The following is a 366-nucleotide window of genomic DNA, read 5'->3' as shown; positions in this document are numbered from 1 at the left end:
TGGCTGTGCCGCTTGCTATTTCCATGTTTTATCACAAGATTGTAGAACGTGCTCTTCCCCGCTGCTTGTGGCCTCTCAGGCTATCCCAGTCTTTGCCCTCGCACCGCTCCTCATAGTATGGCTCGGTTACGGCGTCACGAGCAAGGTGGTGATGGCCGCGGGGATTATATTCTTCCCAATCACTGTATCGCTCTTGGAGGAAGCAGGAGTTGTGCACAGGGTCCAGGGTGTCGACGGCAAGTGGAGGTTTTGCGCCCACGATCCCGACGTTCATGGTTGCCCGCGCGACCATCCCCACATACTTATTCTGAGTTGTCGCAAGATGATCTGTCTATTGTGTCAAAACCATCCCCACCTCAATGTGCC

1 protein-coding gene is annotated in these 366 nt (G+C 54.4%); it reads left to right on the top strand.

Features of this window, described 5'->3' with window-relative positions:
* A partial coding sequence (locus EZM41_RS13730; protein ID WP_342449264.1) for an ABC transporter permease subunit occupies positions 1–366 on the top strand: 366 nt, incomplete at both ends.

The sequence above is a fragment of the Acetomicrobium sp. S15 = DSM 107314 genome, assembly GCF_016125955.1.
GTDB classification, from domain to species: Bacteria; Synergistota; Synergistia; order Synergistales; family Thermosynergistaceae; genus Thermosynergistes; species Thermosynergistes pyruvativorans.
Note: the sequence above shows the minus strand (reverse complement) of the source record. Positions and strands in the feature narration are given on the sequence as shown.